The organism is Pedobacter nyackensis, assembly GCF_900176505.1.
GTDB classification, from domain to species: Bacteria; Bacteroidota; Bacteroidia; order Sphingobacteriales; family Sphingobacteriaceae; genus Pedobacter; species Pedobacter nyackensis.
This window is the reverse complement of the sequence record NZ_FWYB01000001.1, coordinates 849,846-871,669: the sequence shown is the minus strand read 5'-3', so window position 1 is coordinate 871,669 and position 21,824 is coordinate 849,846. Positions and strand designations below refer to the sequence as shown.

At 37.9% G+C, this 21,824-nt stretch carries 23 protein-coding genes; 10 read left to right on the top strand and 13 right to left on the bottom strand.

The window, feature by feature from the left end; all coding sequences use genetic code 11:
* The first annotated feature begins 85 nt into the window (after positions 1-85).
* Positions 86-487 (top strand): DUF4258 domain-containing protein, encoded by a 402-nt coding sequence (locus B9A18_RS03675; RefSeq protein ID WP_084287297.1) that lies wholly within the window; start codon positions 86-88, stop codon positions 485-487.
* A gap of 117 nt (positions 488-604) precedes the next feature.
* Here B9A18_RS03675 and B9A18_RS03670 read toward each other — a convergent pair whose 3' ends face one another.
* Positions 605-901 (bottom strand): DUF2695 domain-containing protein, encoded by a 297-nt coding sequence (locus tag B9A18_RS03670; protein ID WP_084287296.1) that lies wholly within the window; start codon positions 899-901, stop codon positions 605-607.
* A gap of 146 nt (positions 902-1,047) precedes the next feature.
* A complete protein-coding gene (locus B9A18_RS03665) occupies positions 1,048-1,287 on the bottom strand; it encodes a hypothetical protein (protein ID WP_235005222.1) in 240 nt (79 codons plus the stop codon).
* Positions 1,288-1,567: 280 nt separating this feature from the next.
* On the opposite strand from B9A18_RS03665, the gene B9A18_RS03660 reads away from it, so the two are divergent.
* The 7 genes from B9A18_RS03660 (at position 1,568) to B9A18_RS03630 (ending at position 10,488) form a co-directional block, all read left to right on the top strand.
* Complete coding sequence (locus B9A18_RS03660; protein ID WP_084287295.1) at positions 1,568-1,840, top strand: DUF4242 domain-containing protein; 273 nt, start codon at positions 1,568-1,570, stop codon at positions 1,838-1,840.
* A 4-nt stretch (positions 1,841-1,844) separates the two neighbouring features.
* Positions 1,845-2,435, top strand: coding sequence for a dihydrofolate reductase family protein (locus tag B9A18_RS03655; protein WP_084287294.1), 591 nt, complete (start codon positions 1,845-1,847; stop codon positions 2,433-2,435).
* 121 nt (positions 2,436-2,556) lie between these two features.
* Positions 2,557-3,147, top strand: a complete 591-nt coding sequence (locus B9A18_RS03650) for an RNA polymerase sigma factor (protein WP_084287293.1) — start codon at positions 2,557-2,559, stop codon at positions 3,145-3,147.
* A 57-nt stretch (positions 3,148-3,204) separates the two neighbouring features.
* Complete coding sequence (locus B9A18_RS03645; RefSeq protein WP_084287292.1) at positions 3,205-4,344, top strand: FecR family protein; 1,140 nt, start codon at positions 3,205-3,207, stop codon at positions 4,342-4,344.
* Between the two features lie 151 nt (positions 4,345-4,495).
* Positions 4,496-7,864, top strand: coding sequence for a SusC/RagA family TonB-linked outer membrane protein (locus tag B9A18_RS03640; RefSeq protein WP_084287291.1), 3,369 nt, complete (start codon positions 4,496-4,498; stop codon positions 7,862-7,864).
* A 1-nt stretch (position 7,865) separates the two neighbouring features.
* Positions 7,866-9,263: a RagB/SusD family nutrient uptake outer membrane protein gene (locus tag B9A18_RS03635; protein WP_084287290.1), complete on the top strand. Its 1,398-nt coding sequence runs from the start codon at positions 7,866-7,868 to the stop codon at positions 9,261-9,263.
* The gene (locus tag B9A18_RS03630; RefSeq protein ID WP_084287289.1) at positions 9,256-10,488 is read left to right on the top strand and encodes a thioredoxin family protein; all 1,233 of its coding nucleotides are present in this window, start codon (positions 9,256-9,258) and stop codon (positions 10,486-10,488) included. Before B9A18_RS03635 ends, B9A18_RS03630 begins: the two co-directional genes overlap by 8 nt.
* A gap of 60 nt (positions 10,489-10,548) precedes the next feature.
* Here B9A18_RS03630 and B9A18_RS03625 read toward each other — a convergent pair whose 3' ends face one another.
* The gene (locus B9A18_RS03625) at positions 10,549-10,731 is read right to left on the bottom strand and encodes a hypothetical protein (protein ID WP_084287288.1); all 183 of its coding nucleotides are present in this window, start codon (positions 10,729-10,731) and stop codon (positions 10,549-10,551) included.
* Positions 10,732-11,020: 289 nt separating this feature from the next.
* On the opposite strand from B9A18_RS03625, the gene B9A18_RS03620 reads away from it, so the two are divergent.
* On the top strand, positions 11,021-11,332 hold the full coding sequence (locus B9A18_RS03620; protein WP_084287287.1) for a hypothetical protein: 312 nt from the start codon (positions 11,021-11,023) through the stop codon (positions 11,330-11,332).
* A gap of 101 nt (positions 11,333-11,433) precedes the next feature.
* On the opposite strand, the gene B9A18_RS03615 is transcribed toward B9A18_RS03620, so the two are convergent.
* Positions 11,434-12,474 (bottom strand): methyltransferase, encoded by a 1,041-nt coding sequence (locus tag B9A18_RS03615; RefSeq protein WP_084287286.1) that lies wholly within the window; start codon positions 12,472-12,474, stop codon positions 11,434-11,436.
* A 188-nt stretch (positions 12,475-12,662) separates the two neighbouring features.
* Between B9A18_RS03615 and B9A18_RS03610 the strand changes: the two genes are divergently transcribed.
* Positions 12,663-12,875 (top strand): YidH family protein, encoded by a 213-nt coding sequence (locus B9A18_RS03610; RefSeq protein ID WP_084287285.1) that lies wholly within the window; start codon positions 12,663-12,665, stop codon positions 12,873-12,875.
* A gap of 43 nt (positions 12,876-12,918) precedes the next feature.
* Here the strand turns inward: B9A18_RS03610 and B9A18_RS03605 are convergent, their stop codons facing one another.
* The 9 genes from B9A18_RS03605 to B9A18_RS03565 all read right to left on the bottom strand — a co-directional run bounded on the left by B9A18_RS03605 (position 12,919) and on the right by B9A18_RS03565 (position 21,720).
* Positions 12,919-13,971 carry an alpha/beta hydrolase gene (locus tag B9A18_RS03605; protein WP_084287284.1) on the bottom strand — a complete coding sequence of 351 codons (1,053 nt, stop codon included), beginning with the start codon at positions 13,969-13,971 and terminating at the stop codon, positions 12,919-12,921.
* Positions 13,972-13,983: 12 nt separating this feature from the next.
* The gene (locus B9A18_RS03600) at positions 13,984-14,574 is read right to left on the bottom strand and encodes a DapH/DapD/GlmU-related protein (protein ID WP_084287283.1); all 591 of its coding nucleotides are present in this window, start codon (positions 14,572-14,574) and stop codon (positions 13,984-13,986) included.
* 86 nt (positions 14,575-14,660) lie between these two features.
* Complete coding sequence (locus B9A18_RS03595) at positions 14,661-15,482, bottom strand: helix-turn-helix domain-containing protein (protein WP_084287282.1); 822 nt, start codon at positions 15,480-15,482, stop codon at positions 14,661-14,663.
* Positions 15,483-15,634: 152 nt separating this feature from the next.
* The gene (locus tag B9A18_RS25525; RefSeq protein ID WP_262497644.1) at positions 15,635-16,048 is read right to left on the bottom strand and encodes an Abi family protein; all 414 of its coding nucleotides are present in this window, start codon (positions 16,046-16,048) and stop codon (positions 15,635-15,637) included.
* An 11-nt stretch (positions 16,049-16,059) separates the two neighbouring features.
* Positions 16,060-16,584 (bottom strand): Abi family protein, encoded by a 525-nt coding sequence (locus B9A18_RS25520; protein ID WP_200816301.1) that lies wholly within the window; start codon positions 16,582-16,584, stop codon positions 16,060-16,062.
* A 604-nt stretch (positions 16,585-17,188) separates the two neighbouring features.
* A complete protein-coding gene (locus B9A18_RS03580) occupies positions 17,189-18,379 on the bottom strand; it encodes a TlpA disulfide reductase family protein (protein ID WP_084287280.1) in 1,191 nt (396 codons plus the stop codon).
* Positions 18,380-18,493: 114 nt separating this feature from the next.
* Positions 18,494-19,378 carry a PH domain-containing protein gene (locus B9A18_RS03575; protein ID WP_084287279.1) on the bottom strand — a complete coding sequence of 295 codons (885 nt, stop codon included), beginning with the start codon at positions 19,376-19,378 and terminating at the stop codon, positions 18,494-18,496.
* A gap of 12 nt (positions 19,379-19,390) precedes the next feature.
* A complete protein-coding gene (locus B9A18_RS03570; RefSeq protein ID WP_084287278.1) occupies positions 19,391-20,533 on the bottom strand; it encodes a TlpA disulfide reductase family protein in 1,143 nt (380 codons plus the stop codon).
* Between the two features lie 272 nt (positions 20,534-20,805).
* Positions 20,806-21,720 carry an Rpn family recombination-promoting nuclease/putative transposase gene (locus tag B9A18_RS03565; RefSeq protein WP_084287277.1) on the bottom strand — a complete coding sequence of 305 codons (915 nt, stop codon included), beginning with the start codon at positions 21,718-21,720 and terminating at the stop codon, positions 20,806-20,808.
* Positions 21,721-21,824 lie beyond the last annotated feature (104 nt).

Below are 21,824 nucleotides of genomic sequence, written 5' to 3'. Positions count from 1 at the left end.
CAGTGCAAGAATAATTTTATGCAGTTTTATTGGAAGTCGCAAATTGCGACTTCCCCTTTATCCATTAAATCTTACCTTTGCAGGAATGATGTCATTCCGCGCCCTTTTATTCCTCTTGTCTATAACCCTGGCTCTTTCAGCTGGATGTGGTAACTTAACCCAAAGTGCCGATATACAAAGCTTCGATACGAAGGAGAACACTTTCAATAGAAATCCAGACAGAATTATTTTTACTAAACATGGTAGATGTAGAATGCATTGCCGTTCTATTGACTCTTTAGAAGTAGATGAGATTCTTAAAAAAGGTGATATTAATTATGCTAAAAGTAATATTACCTCCACCAATCCTTGTCGAAAAAAATATGCTTTAGAGGGAAAAACAAGAGATAACCAGCAGGTCAGAATTATCTTTTCCCCTTGTAAGGACAATCAGACAGTAGTAACGGTCATTGACATGGATACAGATTGGGCTTGTGACTGCAAATAAGTAGAGAAAAAAATTCAGCTTTTTGGGCTATCGCCGATGAGATTGAACAACCATTTGGAACCGAAGCAAATGAAGCCGAAAATGGTGATATCATTGATTAAACGACAACTCCCATCATTATTCGAATTGTTCCTCAACATTTGCTAAAACTTCACAATCACAGTAACCGCCTTTGGCTCTTAACCATCCTAAAATCTTTTCAACGTTTTCAACTCCGATTACATTTAAATAGGTTCTTGTCATTTCATGATCGTCGTCACACTTCTTCTCCTGTAATTTGTTGTCCAAATAATCAAAGAGCATTCTAAAATTATCTCGGCTCATTGGAAGGCTTTTTTCAAATTCTTCAAGAGCTTTTTTACGAAGGTCGATTAGGATCTGCTTACGTTTTTCTTTGTCAATTTTATCTGCCATAATCTTTATTTTAGGTATTATGATTTCTACATGACTACCATTTTCGCTAAAAAAGAAGCTATTGAATTAGCAGAATTTGAAAGCGATTTTTTGGTATTATTTTATTAAATATATTGAAAATGTATCATACTGAAAAGACCATCCGCTCATTCTAAACGGACCAAAACTCCTTTTCTCTTCACTATATTTTTATAATCCCATTGTATCGCCTTCGATTTTTCGATCCATCGGGCCAGATCGTCCAGATTAACCTGCTCAACATCAATATAGGTAATGGATGCATCTTTAAATTTACCAGTTTTTACTTTCCGCCTCTGCCAGGTTTCGGTTAATTTCAATGGATAACATGTTACAGATTTCTCGATCTGCAGCTGATTGTGAGTCATTATAAGTCTGTATGTCCTTATTCATAAAATCCGGCTAACAGGTAAACAAACCAATTTCTTTATCAAATGTAATCATAAATCCAGGCAACCGAAAGCATAGCCAATACTTCAATTCTTCATTCTTTGTTTTCATATATTATCCGTAAATTTAAGTATCGAATTTCAGCTGCAAGTATCCAGAGTCCCTTCCTAGTTGCCAGGTTCCTAAGTCCATCCTGCAGTCGCAAGCTTTAACTGTCCTTATTGAAGCAAATATTAGAAAATTTAAAAAACTATTGCCATGCCTAAATATGTAATTGAGAGGGAAATTCCTGGAGCAGGAAAATTTACCGCTGAACAATTGAAAGAAGTTGCACAGACATCCAATGGGGTGTTAAGCAAAATGGGACCAGAAATACAATGGATAAACAGCTATGTGACAGATGATAAAATCTATTGCGTTTACATTGCCCCCAATGAGGAAATGGTTCTTGAACATGCAAAACAAGGCGGTTTTCCTGCAAATTCGATAAGTAAAGTCTCGGCGGTTATAGACCCAATAACGGCAGAGTAGAAAATTGAGGAAGCTCATTTCAATCACCCAAATCACGCTGGACGGCGTCATGCAGTCGCCTGGTGGCCCAGATGAGGATCCGAGAAACGGGTTCAGCCATGGAGGCTGGGCCATGTCTTTCTTCGACGACGCCGCGAACCAGGTTATTGGCGAGACAATCGCCGGTGAGTTCGACATGCTTTTGGGACGCCGGACCTATGAGATCTTTGCCTCCTATTGGCCTTACCAGGGCGACGACCCAATTGCTAAGGCTTTCAACAAGGCGGAGAAGTACGTAGTCACGCGCAGCCTCAGCCAATTAGACTGGGAGAACTCGCATAAAATAGGTGGTGATGTAGTTGACGAGATTCGCCAGCTGAAAGCATCTGATGGACCAGTGTTGCATATTTGGGGAAGCGGTGAATTGCTGCAGACGTTGATTGCCAACAACCTCGTTGACGAATATCATCTCTGGGTTTTTCCGATAATACTCGGAGAAGGAAAACGGCTGTTCGAAAATGGCCTGCCACCACGGTCACTCTCACTCGTTGCAACACGAAGTACGCCAAGGGGTGTCCTTCTCAACACCTACCAGCCTGCCGGTCCCCTTCTCTAGATACGGAGTCTGTGTAGTAATCTTTCTAGAAAAAAAGCTACCTTTACTCATTGTATCTTCGTTGTTACAAAACCAGATATAGGGGCAATACCATTTTTCTATACTCATTATCTAAACCGGAATGAATTTGTATAAGAATTTAAACGATCAAGAGTTAGCTGTTCTCCTTAAGAAAGGGAATGAAGCTGCTTTTCATGAGATTTATGAGCGATACAAAGGTATTCTTCACATGCATGCCTATAAAAAGCTAGTCGATTTTGAAGAAGCAAAGGATTTGGTTCAGGAGCTTTTCGGGGCTTTGTGGGACAAACGAGATGATTTACCTGAAACCGTCAATTTCTCCGGTTATTTATACAATTCGGTGCGCAATCGGGTCTTTAACATCTACGCGCATAAAAAAGTAGCGGCTGGCTACATCACCTCTTTCCAGGAATTTAATCGTGAAGCGAGTTATATTACGGATGAGCGGGTGCGGGAAAATGAACTGGCTAAGCAAATTGAAGCTGAAATAACAGCTTTACCAGAACGCATGAGAGAAGTTTTTTTATTGAGTAGAAAGGAACACTTAAGCCACAAGGAAATTGCCGAAAGACTTGATATATCGGAGTTTACCGTTAAAAATCACATTAAAAAAGCTTTAAAGACGCTGCGTTTTAGGCTAGGCTTATTTGCTTATTTACTTTTTTTAATAAAATATTATTTCCTGAAGTAGCCCTTCGCCATTACTAAGCTGTCTTGGTTTATATAAGGAGATTTTATCCTTTAGGATATGCAAGAAAAAGAGATTAAAGATTTACTCAGGAAATATTTATCAGGAAACTGTACTGAAGAAGAAAGGGCGTTATTGGAATCCTCGTATCTGCAACATGAGGCCCATGATCTGCCCGAACTATCGGATTTGCAGTTTAGTGAAATTGAACATTCATTTATTAAAATTCCTAAGAAAACGGATTATCGCATTTGGGGAACATGGGCAGCTGCCGCAGCTGTTTTACTCATGGTTTCTTTTGGAGTCTATTTTTATCAGTCCTACAATAGTGGTTATTCGTTTAAGACGCAACTAATTGGTAAAGATATAGCTGCAGGCAAAAACAAAGCCTTTTTAACACTGTCAGATGGCAGTAAGGTCGAATTAAGCAATAATCAGACTGGGATTATTATCGCTAATGATAACATGATGTATACAGACAGCACCGTCATCAACACCCAGGCAGCCATCTCATCAGCTACGACTCCCCAATCAAAAGAAAATTACAAACAGTTCAGCCTTACAACACCACGTGGAGGTCAATACCAAATTAAACTTCCTGATGGAACCAAAGTATGGCTAAATTCAGCTTCGAGTATATCCTATAGTACCGTTCTAATTAACAAGTTGGTTCATCGTAAGGTTACTTTAGATGGAGAAGCATATTTTGAAGTGAAAAAAGACGCGAAACAACCTTTCATTGTCGTGAGCAATGACCAGGAAGTAGAAGTCCTGGGCACTCATTTTAATATTAACGCTTACGCTGATGAGGAAAATGTAAAAACCACCCTTTTGGAGGGAAGTCTGCGTGTTAAAGCAAGCGCTCCAAATAGTGTTATTCTAATACCCAATCAACAAAGTATCTCATCCGATCACAGCAATACACTCGAAGTCAAAAACGTCAATCCATCCACAGTCCTATCCTGGAAAAATGGAGAGTTTTCTTTTGAGAATGAAACGTTAGAAAGTATCATGAAGCAGGTTTCCCGCTGGTATGATGTGGAAATAGCCTATGAAAATGAGGGTTTAAAAAAGGAGCTATTTGGGGGAAGCATATCCCGCTTTTCAGAAGTATCCAAGGTCTTAAAAATGTTGGAACTAACCGGTCACATTCATTTTATTATTAACGAGAAAGAAAGGAGAATCACGGTTATGAAATAAATCTACCTCATCAAATATATAAAATAATGCAAAAAACCAGAAGTGCTACGAACACCTCTGGCTGGCTCTGCCAAGGCAGAAAATGTTAAGCATTATTTAATAGCAATTACAATCGATATTATTAATTATTACCAATAAACCTAACAACCAAATGTATAGAAATTTTACCGGAATAGGTATACCAGAGCGGTATGCCCATAAAGTTTTGCGAATTATGCGACTTACTACGTTTTTGCTAATCATTTCTTTTATGCAGGTTAGTGCTGCAGGTCTGGCACAAAAACTAACTTATGTGCAAAAAGAAGCGACTCTCAAACAATTATTTCAGGAAATCAAAAAACAAACCGGCTACCATGTCGTATGGCATGCCAAAGATTTGTCTTCAAACCGCCCCTTCAATGCAGCATTTAAAAATGCCTCTATTGAAGAAGTGTTAAACAAAAGCCTGGAAGGATTTCCATTGGGGTATACAGTACTGGAAAAGACCATTGTCATCATGGAAAGGAATAAAACTATTTTCGAGAAGGTCTCCGAATTTTTAACAATTCCGATTAACATCAAAGGGACAGTAATCGACGAGAATGGTATCCCCCTGATTGGAACTTCTGTTCAGGTTAAGGGGAAAAAGCTATCCACTTCAACGAATCGCAATGGAGAATTTACCTTAAATGGTGTGGAAGAAGATGCAGTGCTTGTCATTTCATATGTAGGCTTTGCACAGAAGGAACTAAAAGCCAAGTCGGATATGGGCACTGTCGTTTTAAAAATGGTAGATGGCCAGTTGGAGGAAGTTGAAGTTGCGGTGGGCTATGGTGCGGTTAAGAAACGTGATTTGACTGGAGCTGTTTCCTTAGTAAATGTGGAAGAGATGCAAAAACAACCTGCATTTAGCCTTGATGTTGCATTGGCTGGTCGCGCGCCAGGTGTGATGGTTGTCAAATCATCGGGTGCTCCGGGCGCTGACGCTTCTATTAGAATACGCGGAGCATCTTCTGTATTTGGTGTCAATGAACCATTATATGTAATTGACGGTGTTCCAATTCAACTTGGGCTGGGAAATGGATCAGAATCCTACAGGAGCACGAAATCATTTCAAATGTCCCCTTTAGCATCAATCAACCCAGAAGACATCGAACGTATAGACATCCTTAAAGATGCATCAGGGACTGCGATATATGGGTCTAGAGGTGCCAATGGTGTTATCTTAGTGACTACAAAGAGAGGAAAAGGTAAGCCTACTTTGACACTAAGTTACCAGGGGATGACGGATCGGTTTATCAAAGATTTTGATATGTTGACATCAGATGAGTTCTTTCAAGTGGCCACTCAAGCTTATAAGAATGCCGGAACCACTTTTCCAACTGATTTTTTACAAAATAAAGGGGTGAGCACCGACTGGCGCAAGCTGGTTACCCGGAATAGTTACTCTAATATGTTGAACCTGGGTTTGCGTGGTGGTTTGGGCAATGGTCAAACAAACTATTCGTTTTCAGCCAGTATGAATAACCAGGCAGGTGTCATCAAAGGAAGTAATATTGATCGCTATAGCATTCGTGGAAATATAGAGTCAGAAGTAGTGAAGTCGGTCAAGGCGGGTGTGAATGTAAATTATGCGAAAAATATTTCCAATGGAGCATCCAGCACCTTTTATTATAATATTGCTAGTTACAGACCGGATATTCCCGTATTTGACAAAAATGGTAAATATGCAACAGCCATTGATAGTACACAAGCAAATCCGGTAGCCAAAACTCTTTTTACAGACAAACTTACCGGAGATAATCTGATGGCCTCCTTATTTGCTGAGGCAAGACCGTTCGAGTTTTTACGGTTAAGATCTACACTATCCTACAATCAGTCAGATGATGTTACCGTAAATTATACACCTAGTTTCGATCCATTCGAAATAAAAAATGGAAGAAAAGGAAGTCGTAAGGATATCAGTTATAAATTCAGTTCCATGATTTTTGACAATACGGCTACAGTGGATAAATTCTTTGGAAAGCATTATTTGAATGCAATGGTGGGTGCCTCCTATACCTCAAATAGGCTTAATACCATGAACCTGGAATCGGTTAATTTTCCTGATGATATTGTTTTGAATAACATGGGCTCTGCCCAATCCATACAAAGTTATAAATCAAGCGGAACCCTGAGTGGCCTGCAATCTTATTTTGCCAGGGCTAATTATAATTATAATGGCAGATACTACCTGACTTTTACGGCGCGTACTGATAAGTCTACCAAATTTGGCCCTAACAACCAATGGGGATTCTTTCCCTCAGGTGCTTTTGCCTGGAGGATTTCAGAGGAATCATTCCTGAAGAATTACCGCTGGATATCGGATTTGAAATTTAGAGCCTCTACAGGTCAAACAGGTTCTGCAAATCTATTTGATTTTCAATACCGTACATTCTTTGGCACTGATGGCACCACTGTATTTCATAATGGTCAAAATGGTGTAACATTGAGTTCTGTCCCTAACCCTAGTTTACGTTGGGAATCGACAAATCAGACAGATATTGGCTTAGATTTTGCATTTTTGGATAATAAAATTCGGGGATCAGTGGATGTATATCGCAAATACACTAAGGATTTGTTATTGCTTGTTGATATTCCATATGAAACGGGTTTCCGTAACCAGACCATAAATGTGGGAGACCTATCCAACAAGGGCTTTGAATTTGTAATTGGGGCTGATGTCATTACCCGAGGTAAATTTAAATATACAACAGATATCAATTTCAATAAGAATATCGGCCGTTTAGAAAAACTAAATTCCGGGTCAGCCAATGCATTGAGAAACTTTAAGGAAGGTGACCTTTTAGGCACTGTGAATGGCTATAAGACAGCCGGAATTTTCCAAACTCAAGCAGAAATTACCGCATTGAATCAAGCGTCTCCGATTCAGCGGTATCAAGCGATTAAGACAGCGCCTGGTGATCTCAAATTTGAGGATGTAAATGGGGATGGATATATTTCTGACCTTGATGTTGTGAAGCTAGGTAGTGCCGAGCCAAAATTCTTTGGGGGATGGAATCATGTCCTTCGTTATGGTGGACTGGAAGGTTCCTTTTTATTCTATTTTTCTTACGGTCAAAGACTGCAAAATGGAGCTAAGGCTACCGCAGGAATTTATAACACCGATAAAAACTATACCCGATCAGTTTTGAATGGATGGACTGAAGATAATAAAAATACAGATCAGCCAAGAAATGCTTACCGCGATCCAAATCAAAACGCACGTCCATCTGATTATTTCATCCAGGATGGATCGTTCCTGAAACTGAAAAACGTACAAGTAGCTTATTACATTAATCCTTCGAAATGGATGAAGCAACAAGTCAACCAAATCAAATTGTATGCAGGTGTAACCAATTTGTTTGTATTGACCAAGTATGACGGTCCTGACCCGGAAAACGGCACATCAACAGGTTCCGGTCTTTTAGCAGGAGGATTTGATTCTGGAATTTATCCCTCAACAAGAACATTTAATTTTGGCTTTAACATTACTTTCTAATATGAAAACGAGATATTTATCATACGCGGTGGCAGGCCTTTTGGCCTTATCGCTACAAGCTTGTAGCCTGGTAGACGTAACCGATATTGCGCCCCCTTTCAAATTGAGTGAAGAAAACGTGATCACCGACGTTCCATCCGCAAATAAGGTTTTAACCGGAACTTATGCCCAGTTGCATACCTTTGATATGCTTGTTAATGAACCAGCCGTTACAGGGTGTATGGGCTTGAGTTTTGACGTTGGTACGGGTGGAAGTAATTTTCAGCAATTTGCGGACAACGATTTAAAAGCTGATAACTCAACACTATCCGGGATTTATACAGGATGGTACACTTTAATTAACCTTAGCAGTCACGTCATTGAAAAGACCAACCTTTTGATTACAAATGATCCAAGGAAAAATGAAATTATTGCAGAAGCCAGTGTATTGAGGGCATTAGGTCATTTTTCATTATTGAGATTATACGGACAGTTTTTCGACACCTCTTCTCCATACGGAATTGTAACCTGGGATGCTCCCGTTAAAGATATAGTTGCAAAACCTCGCTCTACGGTTAGTGAATCTTATGCGCTAATTGAGCGGGATTTAAAATTTGCTATTGCAAACGCCCCACAATACACTTCCGCGAAATATGCATCCAAGCAAGCTGCCAATATGTTGCTGGCCAAAGTGTATCTATATAAACGGGATTACGCCCAGGCTGCCCTCTATGCTGCTGCAACTATTGATCAGAGAGGAAATGCGAAATTGGAAGATAAATTTGCTGATGTATTTACAAAAAATTTCAATTCAAAAGAAGCTTTATTGGCACCTCCATTTGATGATAAAAGTGAACGTAACAATAAAGCCTTTGCTTTCAGATCCTATGTCCTACCCAAAATGTCTTATTTCGATTTAATGGCAGGAGATCCCAGACAAACTGTTGCTATTACTTTTACGGCGCCGCCGGCTAAACTAATCAGGAATGGTAAATTTAATAATACGGTATCTGCTAGCGGTCAAGGCTTAACCGCCAATACGGAGTATTTTTTAAGGTTGTCGGAGGCTTATCTGATTTTAGCCGAAGCTTTAATCAGAACTGGAAACAGCGCTGATTTAGCTAAAGGAAGAGATATGATTAATGTGATTCGCGGTCGTGCTGTTGCAACTTTAATTCCAACTACTGTCCAGACAAAGGCTGAACTATTACAAGCTGTCTTGAAAGAAAAACAACTTGAATTAGGATGTGAGAGTGGCGAAGAGTGGTATGATTTAGTTCGATTTGCGGTTGAAGGAGATATTAATATCGTAAACTATAAGCCAAACGTAACCAGCAAAACCAGATACATTGTCCCTATTCCACTTGCTACAGTAAAAGCTGGAAATAATGTAGTTAAACAAAACCCTGGTTATGAATAGATCAATCGTATTGATTTTTATAGCCTTGTTCAGTTACGCTACTGTTGGAGCGCAAGGCATTAAATTTCATAAAAAAGAATCCTGGGCCGAAATAAAAGAGATCGCAAAGAAGGAAAATAAACTCATTTTTATCGATGTGTTTACCGATTGGTGTGGTCCCTGTAAATTGATGGAAGAAGAGGTTTTTTCTTTGCAAAAAGTTGGTGATTTCTATAATCAGCAATTTGTGAATTATAAGTTTGATGCTGAAAAAGGAGAAGGAATCACCTTGAAAAATAGGTTTAAGGTAAATCTTTACCCAACCTACTTATTTGTAGATCCTGTTCTGGATGAAGTGGTTCATAGAAGCACCAGCAGACAAGCTATGGAGGTATTTTTATATACGGGTCAATCTGCCTTACAGGCAGATACCCGCTCTGTATTCATGGAATCTCAATATCAAGCGGGTAAACGTGACCCTAAATTATTGTGGAACTATGCTAAGTATTTACAATCGAGCTTCAAGCGAGACGAATTAAATACATTAGTTACCACTTATTTAGATGCTACTCCCACCGGCTTGAGTGATTCCTTAGCCTGGCGCTTTTTTGCTAATTTCCAAAATGGAACTTCTACTCCACAGTTTGATGAATTGATTAAAAAGGAAGCGAAATGGCGTGCTCAATATGGTGACTCGGCTGTAAACGAAAAGTTAGTTTCTGCATTTGATTATGACATTAGCCGTTTAGAGAATAGTGGGATTTATAATCCTGCCCGTTTTGAAGCCGCAGCTTATGAGAAGGTTACAGCTTTATTGGGCAAGATGGAATTTACCGGAAAACCGACTGTTGTGGCTAAAGGTCAAGTACTGGATTATCTGAGAACGAAACAATACGACAAGGCCGCAGCCATTGCCGATCGTTTTCCGGAAATAGTAAAATTGGATCAAAAGCAAGTTTTGTCTTTTTACAATTCCCTTTACTTTCTGAGCAGGAGTATCGAAGATTTGTCCTGGATGAAACATGCTTTGAAGTATGTACGCTACATCACTATGAATGATCTGGACAACCGTTCCAAAGCTATCAATCATTACAATTATGCTTTGTTCTTAGAGAAGTACCTGACGCTATGTAATACGAAAAAGCAAGTTCCGGATATTGGATTCTTGAATGAGCCTACATTTGGTGATAAGAGATATACCTTGATGTCACCTGACTTGAAAGCTAAACCCAAAAAGGTAAAGTAAATCAAATAAAACGCCCCTCAACAAAATTGAGGGGCGTTTTGTATTTATCGACTATTCAGCCTATGATTTTTTATGCTCGGGTTTATGCATACTATCCCGACTTGATGTTTGATCTGACCGTTGGCCGCCTCCATTACTGATGCCTTTTTTTTTCAGGTCTTCGCGTTTATTATTAAAGGCTCTGTCGGCAGTTGTGCTTCCCTGCATGTTGCCGCTTTTTACATTCTTTTCTTGCGCTTTCATCTATCTATTTATTTATTGTTTTTTTAATTGTTGGATGGAGAGCCTTTAATGTAAAACAACAAACATTCCAATTTGGTTTCGTCCTTGAATCTTTAGTGACATAGTGATTTCTTTTAAGTTTTGTTGCGCTAAACAACAAACTGTAGAAAAGGTCTACAATCTAAAAAGAACCCCAACCTAACAAAACATTGAAAACCAGGACAATGCCAAAAACATAGCGTTCCGGCACGGTTATGAACCCTACTGTATTCATAATTAACAAGAATATTAATTGATTAGAACGAATATTATGAAAAAGATCATCTTATCAGCAGCATTTTTAGCAGTAGCAGGATTAACATCAGTAAAAGCAAGCGAAATTAAAAACCCAATTGAAAATGTGGTATATCAAGATAGTACTACAAAAACTCCGGTTGAATTGAAAGACCTTCCTGAGCCAGTAAAAGCAGTATTAAAATCTGAGGAAGCTAAAGACCTTACTCCAGTGGCAGCTTTCCTGGTAGTCAATGCAGATAAAAAACAATACTATCAAATTGATGTTAAAAAAGGAGAACAAACAGGATCAATCAAGATTGATAAAGATGGTAAAATAGTTCAATAAGCTAATTACTTATAAATAGATGAAAAAAGGTCGGAAATTCCGACCTTTTTTATTATCGAAATTACCGCTGTACCAAGACTTAACCTCAACCAGAAACTCATCTATTTGTATGCTATCGCAGCACTCGATGCCCCTTCCAACGGAAGAATTTCCGTTGTTTTAAACCCTACAATATCAGCCCACCTGTTAAAATCCGCAAATGTGTAATCAAATCCTGTTCCTGTTTCAATAAGCATATTTAAGCTCATCATCATACCAAAAGCGTTTTGCTTTCTTTCATCATCTATGATACCCTCAATAGCTACAAATGCCCCATTGTCGGGCAGTGCATCATAAGCTTTTTTCATTAATGAAATTTTATGTTCTTCGTCCCAATCATGGAGGATATTTCCCATTACAACAATATCTGCATTGGGTATTGGCATAGTGAAGAAGTCGCCGCTTACGGTTTTTACACGATCTGATAACCCGAATTGCTGTATCGTAGCGTTTGCTATAGGCTCAACCGCCGGCAGGTCGAAACTAGTACAATGTATGTGGAGATTATGCTTTGCCACCATAAGCGAAAGCAATCCTGCAGAACCGCCTACATCAATTAATGTTTTATAATTTACAAAGTCAAATTTTTTAGCGAAGGCCATAAAATTACCCATTTGAATACCGCTCATTGCATTGGTAAATTCTTTTAATTTTTCGGGGTCATTGTATATCAAACTGAAAATATTCTCACCCTTTTTCGCTTCGTTTTGAGGAAGACCGGTAAGCAAGCCCTCGCCCAGATTATTCCAGAAAGCATATAAACGATTGTTCAGCATTTCAAGGATACCTCCAATATATGATGGTTTGTTTTTATCTAAAAACGTGTCTGAGTCAGCGGTATTTGAATAAATAGCTGTATCCAAAATACCTTCACGCTTTAAAAAGCCAAATACTGTTAAAGCATCTAACCAATCATAAACATTTCTGTCCGTGCACTTAAACCCTAAAATGTCTTTGACATCTTTAGCCTTCATACTTTTCTTTTCAGCAAGCTTGGTGAACAACTGAAAACTCACCGCAGTTAAAAGAATTTTTGAGGCCCAAAAGCCTGTACCAATTTTCATAATGTTTTCAGGTGATGGTTGATTGGTGTGCTGTTCCATTTTTTCTTAGTTAGGATAAGGTTATAAATAAACACCTTGAACATGGATAAAGTTTGGCTTGTGGTACGTTTCATCTTCCTCTTCTTTCATATTCTGCGTTATGATTTTGCCAATTTTTGCAGCGCAAACAAGTTTCAAACTTTCCATGATAACTGCTGTTAATGTTATAAAACTAAACAGAAACTGATATGAACAAAACTCTTGGATTAATTCTAACCATTTTAGGGATTATAATGTTAGTATGGACTGGCTTCACTTACACGAAAAAAGAAAAAATAGTAGATGCCGGACCTATTGAGATATCCGCAGACAGACAGAAAAATGTGAATTGGCCTCCTTACGTGGGTGGCATTATTTTAATTGCAGGAATCGTAATTCTCGTTGGTTCTAAAAAGAAATAAACAATTAACAAAGTTTTTGAAGTATGCTTAACCAAACAAGATTTTATTGAAGATGCGCTTTGAAAAAGGCTTCCAGTTTATTGAAAGGAATTTTATCAAGTTTGTCATACAAATCCACGTGTACCGCATCAGGAATAATCATTAATTCCTTTGGCTCAGCCGCTGCTTTGTAAATATCTTCACTGAAGTATCTGGAATGTGCATTATCTCCGGCAATCAACAACATTGGACGTGGGGAGATTTCTTTAATGTAAGTAAGAATCGGCATGTTCATAAAAGACAGCGGATTGGTGACCAACCACGCTCCGTTTGAGTTCAATGAACGCTCATGAAAACCTCTCGGTGTCCGGTAATAGTCGAAATATTCTTTTACAAACTGAGGTTCGTTGCCCTGTAATTCTTCCGGCAGGTTGCGAGGTCCTTTGGCCGGGTTTCTGCTTTCAACATCTTTCCAGCGTTGCTGAGCTAATTGTTCCAAAGTCTGGGTACGTTGCTCCGGCGTAACTGCATCATTGTATCCTTTTGACATTACTCGTGTCATATCATATAAACTCGTAGTAGCCACAGCCTTTACCCGCTTGTCGACAGCTGTGGCATTCAATGCAAAGCCGCCAAACCCACAGATACCGATAATACCTATTTTATTTCTATCCACATTTTTTTGTATGCCTAAAAAATCTACGGCCGCACTAAAATCTTCAGTATTAATTTCCGGTGAAGCCAAATTACGAGGTTCGCCACTACTTTCCCCTGTATAAGATGGGTCAAATGCCAACGCAATGAAACCACGCTCTGCCATTTGGTTGGCATATAAGCCTGACGATTGTTCCTTAACTGCTCCAAACGGTCCACTGATGGCAATTGCAGCTAAAGGTGCTTTACTGTCGTTTTTCGGGATATATAAGTCACCCGAAAGGACGATGCCATAACGGTTTTTGAAGGTTACTTTCTCTCTGCTTACTTTACTGCTTAGCTGAAAAGTATAATGATCAATTGCTGTGCTCATTGTATTTAATTTTTGATTTGATTTTGATTGCCCAAACAACTGTGTGATAGACAGCATTATTGCAAAGGCCACTAGTGTGATGTTCTTCATTGTCTCGATTTTTTAATCATTAATGGATTTAATTACGCTTGCAGGAACTCCGCCCACTATCATATTATCTGGTACATCTTTTGAAACCACAGCACCTGCTGCCACCACAGCATTTTCGCCGATCGTAACCCCAGGCAGTATTGTGGCTCCTGCGCCTATCCAGGCCCGTCGCTTTATGGTAATAGGTTTTGTAATCAATGTTCTTCTGTCATTTGGGTCTAATGGATGGTTCTCTGTAACCAGATTCACCCTCGGGCCGATCAGCACTTCATCTTCGATCGTAATACCGCCCATATCAAGGAATGAGCAGGCGTGATTGATAAAAACATTTTTTCCGATCGTTATAAATCTGCCAAAGTTGGTGTAAAATGGAGCGAAAATAGTCGTGCTCTCGTCGATTGCAGTCCCGATGATTTCACTTAAGTGATGGCGCACCTGATCTATATCAGTTGCGCTATTTAGCTGCTGAGAGTGCCTTATAGTTCTGGAAACAACATCATTGATCTTGAAATACTCCGGGTCGTTCAACCGGATAGGTTCGCCGGTTCTTAACCTTTGAAAGATATCCTCTGCCTTTTCAACTTCTTTCTTTGCGTTTTTCATAAAGCAAAATTAACCAGAAAGCCCTACAGCAACGTTACTATAGGGCTCAATTTACTTTACTGAGAAGCTCAACTTCGACTTATAATTCAGACCTCCGTTGGCGGAAATCCGTATTGCTTTTTAAATGCAGTGGAGAAATGTGAAGGGTTCTTAAACCCGACTTCAACATATACCTCCTGCACCTTTCGGCCTTCTTCCTTTAGTTTAACATAGGCAGCTTCCAGGCGTTTTTTTATAATCCATTTTTGTGGACTAAGCTGACTGATTTTTTTAAAGTCCCTTTTGAATGTCGCCAGACTTCGCCCGGTATAAGCAGCAATCTGCTCCATCGAAAGCTCGTCCATGTAATTTTCATTAAGAAATTCCAGGATGTCTATCTTCCAGGGTTCCGTAAAGTCGAACAGTATTGGAAAGTAGATATCAGAAGTGTTCAGGAGGGCATAAATCCCTTCTTGTAATTTTAACTTTGCTACACCTTCGGTTGGCTTTACACCTTCATCAAAATAAGGTGTCAATGACTGGAACAGACTGTTGATATCAGCCCGTGGTTCGATCTTGAAAACATTTTCTTCTGGAATAGCTACTTTTTTAGGTATATCCGTTTTGTTTATCCTGCTGTAAAATTCGCGCAGCACACTGCGATTAAATGTTAAGGAAATACCCTTATACAGTTCCTCGCCCTTACTGTTCTTATACATTAACAACCTGTGGTTCCTTCTAATAAACGCACATTCTCCAGCCCGTATCGTAATCTTTTTATTTCTGTCTTCTATAATTTGTTCACCTGAATACAAATACAAAAGCACATGCTCCGGGGTAGCATGGATACATTTTTCGCTGTAATCCGAAAAGCAGGACAGGAATATACCCGAGTAATCGATAGTTCTTAGTTTTTCTGGCTGTTCCATAGTAATGCCCAAAATATATGTCAAGATAAGCAAACCTAACCAAAACATGGCGGGCAGACTTTATTGTCCAGCTCATTTTACCTTTCTTAGCAGCTCATGACAGCTTTGTGGTTACCAATTGTTCCTCCAAAATTTGTTCAATTACCTAGCCACTATTGCCAAATTTTTTCAAGTTTCCAATTTAATAAGTTTCCATTTCCATCAGATGGGATTCCTAAAAATTTAATAGGTATGGTAGGATATTTCAAGAACAGATTTTCTATTTTAGTTTGCATGGTATTGTTTGGGTTTGCTCTATTTAGCAGATACCTAAGTACACATAAGAAATAGAACACTCTTTTATTATTCTCATAACGTGTTGTAATCCAATTACCTTTTGGCTTAATTAAAAGTTCAGGCTCTATAGCTAAATCCCGGTTCCATAGCCTGCTGTGATGTGCACAAATATTTCTCACATAGGTTAGCGTATGCAACCAGGAGGTAAATACTGTTGGGTGTAATTCAAAGAAATCCGCAATTCTTTTTTTATCCGAATTGTTTTTTAAACCTCTATATAAATGCGACATTTCACCGATGGTCAATAATTCGAAACACATCCAGCTTGGCGGATTAGCGGGGTGTCATACGTACTTGTATAATGCTTGATAAAAGTCTCTGGAGTTCGAGCTGTTTTAGCTTTTGATATAATGGTTTGGAAGTCCGCATGGGGGTTAATTAATTTCCCGATTTTATTATAGTAAGGAGTGATAAAACAAGCTTGATTATCTTGCCAATGGCTATCATTATAATGCGTGGCCATTGTATAGATAAACTGTGTTCTTATCGCTACTTCTATTCTTTCAATGCAATCAAACACCAATAATCTCAATTCCCTATCGAAAGTGTAGGTTTTAATAATTTGATTAAAGTTTACTGATGTATTAAATACATCCTTTTCTGTTTGGTAAGGCAAGAAGTAAGCACTAAGGCGATAATAACTAACCTCACTCAAATAGGCAATTGCAATAGCTTCATCAGCTTCATTAACCCTTAATCCCCTACTTTTTAATAAAGCCAATTGATGCTCGAAACTAAGCGGAACTTTGTTATAACACTTAGCCATAGCTATAAAAAGAGAAAACCCCCCAAGTGTGCATCTAAGAGAGGCATGGGAGGTGTATTATCTTGAGTTGAAAACTGTTCTTTAAAAAAAGACATGTGGGCTGTTCTTATGGAAAGCAACACAGGTACTGTTAATGCAAAGATACCACCTTTTTTAACCTTTTTCAAAATGTTTCTTTTAGTGAGATTTAAATATATCTGGAATAAATACTCTTCAGTTCCCATTTAGCGAAACTACATATACCCAAAATATAATGCACAACTTTAGAAATCTTTGGTCCAATCCACCATTTTCAATAGCGTAATCAAAATATAGCTTGGTTAAGTATTATAGATATGATAATTTTCAAAATGTTGTTTTGCAACACCTCCTAAAACTGCACTAAATAAGACTATTACCGCTGAAGCATTTTAACAGCCTTTATACTGAATACTTATCTCCACCCTTTTCTTTCCAAAAGTATGTGGATATCGAAATTTTCGAAAGAAGCTGCATCATGCTAATTATGATGCAGTCCTCTTAAATACTATTTCCCTAGAAGTTCAGCAAGCTTTGTATGAACATTTCCATCAAGTATTGTCATTGATAAATCTCTAGTCAAAATTTAATTTAACAATTTATTTACCAGCGGCAAAAAAGCAGATTGACTAGGTCGAGGAGCATCTTTGCTAAGCAATTCCCCTTTATTATTAATAATTAAATATCTGGGGATGGATGAAATTAAGAGATCTTCCTGGAATTTTTTATTAAACGACGAATCCAACAAGTAGCTTCCCTCGAGTTTCAGCTTGGCATTTGCATTTTTCCAAAGCGATCTTTTTTCATCAATCGACAAAAAGATATAAGCAACTTTTTGTTTAGATAATTGTGCCTGCATCTTTTTTGCAGCAGGCATTTCATTCTTACACGGAATACACCAACTTGCCCAGACGTCAACAACTATCAATTTGCTTCCCGAAAAATCTGCAATATTAAATGCTTTTTCCGTTGAACTCTTAGCAAGAATATTTACCTTAAATCCACGATTATTCATTTTCAAGATTTGATCTGCCTTTTTTTTATAAGTTTCAGCATATATATGCTCTTTAAATTCAGGAGTTAGTTGATTATAAATGGATTTGTAAAAATCAAAGTTCCTCTCTATATCATGTGCCTTGGAGAGCAAATAAATTGAACAATAAGTATTGGGATGATTGTTGATATATTTCTGCCTTAGCTTATCATAAACTTCCACACTATTTGTTTCCAATACTCCAATAGAATCTGTATAATTTACGTATTGAATCATATCGCCAAGATCAAGAAAATGAGCTCTTTTAATTTCAAGGTTCTCAATACTTTTTTTGGTTAAAACCCGCTGATTCAGTTCCATTTGTTTATAATCATTAAAGCTTTTCTGCCCTTTCGAAGTAGTTATTATTTTGCATCTCTGCTGCGAGAAATCATCTGAACCATTACCTGTAATCGTGTAAGATGCACCCTTCTCTACAAAAACATTAACAATACTCGACCAGGTATCCCATTTTTTCCCTTTAGGGTAGACTCCAGAAAACTTAACAACACATTGTTCCAGTATTGGTAGTTTTGCACTAAGGGAAAAACTACCATTTTTTATTATCGCTTTATCGTAAATAAGATCGTCCTTTGTTAATTCAACAATTGTTCCGTCCATATTTTTTACAATTCCATTGACTTTAAAATCTGTAGTCTTATTACAACTACACAAAATCACACTTAATAGACCTATAAAAATTATTAACTTATTTATGAAGTTAGACAAGTATTTTAAAGCCATAGATTTGATTTTTTAGAGCAATGAAAGCATTAATTAAATGCCAATTATAAACTACGTTAAAATAATAAAAAAACCAGACAAACACCTGACTATTAGATCTAACAGATATTCAACTCAAACACTTCCAACCGTTGGAAAAAATCTTTTATTATCTATGATTTTGTGATCGGGAAATTTTTGCAATAGTTTATTGCTAGAGATCAACAGACTGGTAAACCGAATCTGTTCGCCGTTTTTAAAAATGATATTAAACACTTCACATTCTCTCCAAGGGCTTCGGGAGTACCTTACTCCATATGCGTTAATCTCAGCGATATTCAGCTTGCTATATAACTTTTTGCTATCTACTGTACCGAAGAAAAACTCATCGTGTCCTCTTGAAATTTGAATATAACAGTTTTTGTCGGCCGATAGGTAATTAAAAAAGAAGTAAATCAGTGGGCTAAAAAGGATGAGGAAAAACAACACCATACCTACAGCAGCACCTGAAGAAAAACTCTCCGGATGCTCAAGATATTTTAGCCAGATCATGAACGAAATGACTGGCGCCATATAGAGGGGAAACATGAAAAAACTTATTAAGGCTTTTGCGTCAATAGTATATTCGAAAGGATTGGTTCGAAAATGGGCGGAAGGTTTGATTGTAAAACCGTACCTCTCAAATCCCTGAAGCTGTCCTTCTTGCTCGAAATATGTTTTTACCAATACGCAGGCATCCTCAAGCGTGTTGGCAATTTTAAGGTAAACCTTGTTGTTGGTATCCAGGTAATAAAGTGAAAACTTACCAGAGAAGTAAGGACCAACTTTCAAGTAGGTGCCAATAGGATGCCCGATTGTTACTGAGGGGCAAGAGAGTTTTATTGAGGCTAAGCTTCGTTCTGTACCCCATGGATAGTTCAGAATCAACGAGATGGTGTCGTCAAGGTTGCGTTCTGCGACTTCATGAAATTCGCCTTTTTCGCTTCTTTTATATTGAACTTTTGAAATTAATTGCGTCACGGCTTATAGGGGTTACTTACTTTTAATAAATGAGCCTACTAGATTTTTAGATAGAAATTCCGACAGTTCTTCTTCTTTCATATCCTGCTTTATGATTTTGCCGTTTTCATCTAATAATAAGTTTTTGGGGAATGCCCGGATAGACAGCCTGGTGGCTTCTACTCCATCTTTGTCCCAATAGTGGCGCCATACAAGCTTGTGCTCACTAATAATTCTTTGCCAATCTTCTCGTTTCCCCTTGCTGTCAACAGAAATACCGATAATCTCAAATCCTTGTTTATTATATTGATCATATACACGGCATAATCCGGGAAATGTACCGATGCAGGGTGAACAACTGCTATACCAAAAATCAATCAAAGTATATTTGTTTCTTTTTAGATCACTGGCGTTTAGTTTCTTGTCATTTTCATCAACACAATTTATTATCGGAAATATCTTTCCGTTACCTAATACTCCCGCCGCAGCAAGTTTCGTTTTAAATAATAATCCTGGGTGTGTATTTTTTATTCCATTAGAGAACTCAGGTAAAATAGCATCAAAGATTTCCTGGTATCCAAAATTCAGAAGGTGTATCAATTTCCAAAATGCGATGTAGGAATTCGGGTGTGTTTTGGTATAGGCTAATAAAATCCTGTCATTTTCCATGTAGCCTTCCCGTATTTCCTGTTCAAGAGCCAATTTTGTTAGCTTAGAAAGACTATCCAATGGTTTATTATATAGCTTCGACAATTTATTGGCAATTGAATCTTGTCTACGCCACAGTACGCTGTATGAATCACTATAATCCGTATAAAACTCCTTCATTACCTTATTATTGACTTGCGGAGTGCCCCTACTCTTAGTTACATCAACAATTACCGTCTGTTTTCCAGGTTCAATATATAATACCTCAGATCTATAATCATTTATCACCACATAAAATGGGTGTGCATATGGAATCTTTCCTTTAATAAAAAACCTTCCATCATGTATTTCTGCACTTAGATTTAATAGCTCCTTAGGATAGTATATTGAATCTGCAGTCAGTATTAAGTTAACGGTTCCTGTATCTACATTTGCAGTACCTTGCACTTCAAATGGCAAAAAAACATCCTGAGCAAGTACATGTGAGCTCAGTGAAAACAAGGTTGTAAAAAGGATTAAGAAGCGCATATATTTCGATTAATTTAAAACTAATACGATAAAAATATAATTTTAATTCACTTAAAAGTAAGATTTTAACATAACTTAACTTTTTGGGAGTCCTTTGAAACTAGCCTTTACAACAACCCATTGAAATATCCTATTCAAAAGGACAAAATAAAACTGTCCTCATTGGAAGTAATGACGCTATTGCTTTAAAAGATTTTATCGAAAAAAAATATAATGTTACTCATTCGTAACCACTCAGATTCTGTATCCCATTGATATTCCGTTTTAAGAGATTAAGAATTCAAAGCTTCAATCTCTTCTATAGAAAGCCTGGTATATTTCAATATTTTATCAATAGGAACATTATCAGCTAACATCTCATAAGCCATTTCAACCGCTTTTTTATGCTCACCTTCAATTAGTCCCTCTGCTTTTCCTTCTGCCTTTCCTTCTGCTTTCCCCTCTGCTATTCCTTGAGCTCTTCCTTCAGTTCTAGCGTAATCCATCACATTCTTATTATCCCACTTGTATTTTAAGCTTGCGTTATACATTTCTCTTTCCTCCTTAGTTAGGTTGGCATACTTAGCCAGGTTAAACAATTGATCAAATTCCGGACCGGATAAATATTCAGGACGCTTACTAAACTCAGTTAAATGCTTCAAGGCATATAACCACTTATCCAGCTCTCTATCTAGCTCATCTTCTTTCTTCACAAAGTTAAGCAACTCAATGAAAACAAAGCCTAGTTTATCATGAAATATTCTTCCTGTATACCTATTGGCCAGACAGATATCCTGAACATACTCAGATCTTGGGCTATCAGGCAGGTTAAAGTCTTCCAGGAATGCAACCAGATAAACCTCTGTTAAATTGTACCCCCAATCCTTCCTCCCTCCTTTTGGTGCTTGCTCACTTATAGCCCTCGAAGTATAGAACAAGGCACGTTCTTTAAAGTTTTTCTGATAACCTCGTTGAATTTCGATAATGAATTTACTGCCATCAACATCGGTACAGGTTATGTCGAATACGACCCCACCTTCATCAATATTTTCTCCGTGATACTCATTTTTACCGTATTGAATAGCGGTAATATACTTTCTGCCTTTAAAGATGCTGTTTAAAAGCCCTATCAAAATGGGTTTACTCTCATCTGTAGCAAATAACCTTTTAAAACTAAAGTCTACAAATGGATCGATATAAGTTGTCATAGTGGCTGCCTGTAAATTCTACTTGCAAAACTAATCCGACCATAATTGTGATACACATGTAATGAGAACTTTGGTGGAATCCACCAAAATCGCTTAGTTTAACG

Excerpts from the sequence above, each read along its gene's own strand:
- B9A18_RS03565 (WP_084287277.1), bottom strand. The coding sequence starts at position 21,720 with ATGACAACTTATATCGATCCATTTGTAGACTTTAGTTTTAAAAGGTTA.
- B9A18_RS03665 (WP_235005222.1), bottom strand. The coding sequence starts at position 1,287 with ATGACTCACAATCAGCTGCAGATCGAGAAATCTGTAACATGTTATCCA.
- B9A18_RS03600 (WP_084287283.1), bottom strand. The coding sequence starts at position 14,574 with ATGAAAAACGCAAAGAAAGAAGTTGAAAAGGCAGAGGATATCTTTCAA.
- B9A18_RS25520 (WP_200816301.1), bottom strand. The coding sequence starts at position 16,584 with ATGGCTAAGTGTTATAACAAAGTTCCGCTTAGTTTCGAGCATCAATTG.
- B9A18_RS03625 (WP_084287288.1), bottom strand. The coding sequence starts at position 10,731 with ATGAAAGCGCAAGAAAAGAATGTAAAAAGCGGCAACATGCAGGGAAGC.
- B9A18_RS03645 (WP_084287292.1), top strand. The coding sequence starts at position 3,205 with ATGCAAGAAAAAGAGATTAAAGATTTACTCAGGAAATATTTATCAGGA.
- B9A18_RS03630 (WP_084287289.1), top strand. The coding sequence starts at position 9,256 with ATGAATAGATCAATCGTATTGATTTTTATAGCCTTGTTCAGTTACGCT.
- B9A18_RS03610 (WP_084287285.1), top strand. The coding sequence starts at position 12,663 with ATGAACAAAACTCTTGGATTAATTCTAACCATTTTAGGGATTATAATG.
- B9A18_RS03605 (WP_084287284.1), bottom strand. The coding sequence starts at position 13,971 with ATGAAGAACATCACACTAGTGGCCTTTGCAATAATGCTGTCTATCACA.
- B9A18_RS03635 (WP_084287290.1), top strand. The coding sequence starts at position 7,866 with ATGAAAACGAGATATTTATCATACGCGGTGGCAGGCCTTTTGGCCTTA.
- B9A18_RS03620 (WP_084287287.1), top strand. The coding sequence starts at position 11,021 with ATGAAAAAGATCATCTTATCAGCAGCATTTTTAGCAGTAGCAGGATTA.
- B9A18_RS03640 (WP_084287291.1), top strand. The coding sequence starts at position 4,496 with ATGTATAGAAATTTTACCGGAATAGGTATACCAGAGCGGTATGCCCAT.
- B9A18_RS03660 (WP_084287295.1), top strand. The coding sequence starts at position 1,568 with ATGCCTAAATATGTAATTGAGAGGGAAATTCCTGGAGCAGGAAAATTT.
- B9A18_RS03675 (WP_084287297.1), top strand. The coding sequence starts at position 86 with ATGATGTCATTCCGCGCCCTTTTATTCCTCTTGTCTATAACCCTGGCT.
- B9A18_RS03670 (WP_084287296.1), bottom strand. The coding sequence starts at position 901 with ATGGCAGATAAAATTGACAAAGAAAAACGTAAGCAGATCCTAATCGAC.
- B9A18_RS25525 (WP_262497644.1), bottom strand. The coding sequence starts at position 16,048 with ATGTCGCATTTATATAGAGGTTTAAAAAACAATTCGGATAAAAAAAGA.
- B9A18_RS03580 (WP_084287280.1), bottom strand. The coding sequence starts at position 18,379 with ATGGCTTTAAAATACTTGTCTAACTTCATAAATAAGTTAATAATTTTT.
- B9A18_RS03570 (WP_084287278.1), bottom strand. The coding sequence starts at position 20,533 with ATGCGCTTCTTAATCCTTTTTACAACCTTGTTTTCACTGAGCTCACAT.
- B9A18_RS03615 (WP_084287286.1), bottom strand. The coding sequence starts at position 12,474 with ATGGAACAGCACACCAATCAACCATCACCTGAAAACATTATGAAAATT.
- B9A18_RS03595 (WP_084287282.1), bottom strand. The coding sequence starts at position 15,482 with ATGGAACAGCCAGAAAAACTAAGAACTATCGATTACTCGGGTATATTC.
- B9A18_RS03650 (WP_084287293.1), top strand. The coding sequence starts at position 2,557 with ATGAATTTGTATAAGAATTTAAACGATCAAGAGTTAGCTGTTCTCCTT.